This window comes from Frigidibacter sp. MR17.14, from assembly GCF_037095735.1.
Classification (GTDB): Bacteria; Pseudomonadota; Alphaproteobacteria; order Rhodobacterales; family Rhodobacteraceae; genus Frigidibacter.
The window spans coordinates 1-2,309 of sequence record NZ_JBAWKD010000038.1 but is presented as its reverse complement, the minus strand read 5'-3'; the positions used below and the strand labels follow the sequence as shown (position 1 = coordinate 2,309).

Annotated in this window: 1 protein-coding gene and 1 pseudogene; both read left to right on the top strand. The window is 62.3% G+C overall.

Features of this window, described 5'->3' with window-relative positions; genetic code table 11:
* Positions 1–448 precede the first annotated feature (448 nt).
* Positions 449–1,381, top strand: coding sequence for an IS5 family transposase (locus V8J36_RS22780; protein WP_336469603.1), 933 nt, complete (start codon positions 449–451; stop codon positions 1,379–1,381).
* An 833-nt stretch (positions 1,382–2,214) separates the two neighbouring features.
* Positions 2,215–2,309: pseudogene (locus V8J36_RS22950) on the top strand (IS5/IS1182 family transposase); the annotation flags it as partial.

The window sequence follows — 2,309 nt, the reverse complement described above, 5'->3', positions numbered from 1 at the left end:
AGATGGTCGCAACTTGAGGCCGGATACATGTCAGCACCCGACACCGCGCAAAACAGCTCTGAGGACCCTCTTGCGCAAGGGGCGGTTATACATGTTGCGCTTATCGGTGAGGCGGATCCACATCGTGAACCCTGAAGTTTAACTTCGCGCTATGGCGAAGCCCTCTACCCCCCCCCCGCTACCGAACGACGAACTGGTCCGACTATAATGCCGCTCTGCGGCGCAGCGGGTCGCTCTCGATCTGGTTCGATCCGACGATGACTTGGCTCGCAGCCAAGACAGGTAAGCGTGGGGCGTTGTTGCACTTATCAGTGAGGCGGATTCACGTCGTGAATCCTGNGATCCGACGATGACTTGGCTCGCAGCCAAGACAGGTAAGCGTGGGGCGTTGTTGCACTTATCAGTGAGGCGGATTCACGTCGTGAATCCTGTACGTTAGCTTCGGGCCATGCCGAAGCCCTCTTCCCCTCGCTATCGCACGACGAACTGGCCCGACTATAATGCTGCTCTGCGCCGCCGTGGGTCACTCTCGATCTGGTTCGACCCGACGATGACTTGGCATGCGGTCAAGACGGGCAAGCGCGGTCATCCCGAGACCTTCTCTGAAGCCGCAATCCAAACCTGCCTGACGCTGAAGGTGTTGTTCGGCCTGCCGCTCCGGCAAGCGGTGGGGCTGGTCGCCAGCCTGATCGACATGGCGGGGCTGGACTGGCCCGTTCCGGACTATTCCACGCTCTGCCGCCGTCAGGCCCGGCTTGCCGTGCGGATCCCCTATCGCCGGCCGGACGGCCCTGTGGCCCTGCTTGTTGATAGCACCGGCATCAAGTTCCGCGGCGATGGAGAATGGCAGGCACGCAAGCATGGTGCGTCGCGCCGCAGGCAATGGCGCAAGGTCCATATCGGCGTGGATGCTCAGACCGGAGACGTCCGGGCCGTCGAGTTCACGTCCAGTCGGCAAGGCGACAGCCCGCTGCTTCCAGCCCTTCTGGCGCAGATCCCCGAGGATGCTGAGATCGGTTCGGTCACGGCCGACGGTGCCTATGACACCAGACGATGCCATGTCGCGATCAACGAGCGAGGGGCCGAAGCGTGCATCCCGATCCGCAAGAACGGTCGCGCCTGGAAGGAGGACTGCCAGGCCGCCTGCGTCCGAAACAACATCTTGAACGAGACACGACGCTTGGGGCGAGCCAGCTGGAAGCGTTCGGTTGACTACCACATCCGAAGTCGGGTCGAGGCGCGAATGAATTGTCTGAAGGCCTTCGGCGAACGCATCGCTTCCCGCGACCCGGATCGGCAGACCGCAGAGATCCAGATCCGCATCGCCATCATGAACAGATACAACACCCTCGGCACCGCCGAGATCACTGCCGTGAGCTGAAGACCGAGCGGGAAAGGGACAGATCGGCCTTCAGCCGATTAGAGCAACAACGCCCCGGCTGATGACCCGTCTCGTGGGGCGGACTTTCTCCAACGCGGTGAAGCGCGGCGACCTGGATCCCGAAGATCGCGCGGCGTTGAGCGTCGACGACTTCATCTTCGTGTTGATCCGCTGGATCGTCGACAGCTATCACCGGTCAAAGCACCGCGGTCTCGACGGAGAGACGCCGCTGAGCTGCTGGACGCGGTTGTCGAAGGAAATGGGGGTGACACCGCCGCCATCGATGGCTGACCGCAGGGCCGTGTTCGGTGAGCCTCTGAGCCGCACGGTCTTCACGGCTGGCGTAGAAGTCCTCGGGGTGCGTTATCAAGGTGAAGCCTTTGCCGATTGGCTTACCGACGACCCTGATTTTCATTCCCGTCGCAAACGCGAGGTTAACATTCGGTGGCACCCTGCCGACGTTGGTGCAATCGAGGTGCAGGGCAGCGATGGTGGCTGGTTCGAGGTCAAGGCAATCGATCCCGTGTTCCATGGGAGATCTGCCGAGGCCGCGCGCGAGATCATTACGGCATTGATTGGCAGCCCTGATGAGCGCGCGGAGGACGAGTGTGCCTCCGATGAAGCGATGAAAGTCATCGAGGCGCGAGCTCAAGAGGCGACCGCCCTGTCCGGCCTCAACAGGAAGGTTTGGGACCGTGCCTACATCGCCAAGGTCGAAGCTGAGATCAAAGCATCACGCGCTCTCGCCCAGAAGGGGCGCGTGGAGGCCGGGCGCCGCCACGGAAAATCCCTGGTCACTCAGAGCGAACAGATCGCTTCCCAACCCGCAGGCGCGGCTTGCGGTGCAGATCCCCTATCGTCGCCCGGACGGCCCCGTGACCTTGCTTGCTGATAGCACCGGCATCAAGTTCCGCGGCGATGGCGAGTG

Bases quoted from the DNA above. Each gene is read 5' to 3' on its own strand.
- V8J36_RS22780 (WP_336469603.1), top strand. From the start codon at position 449: ATGCCGAAGCCCTCTTCCCCTCGCTATCGCACGACGAACTGGCCCGAC.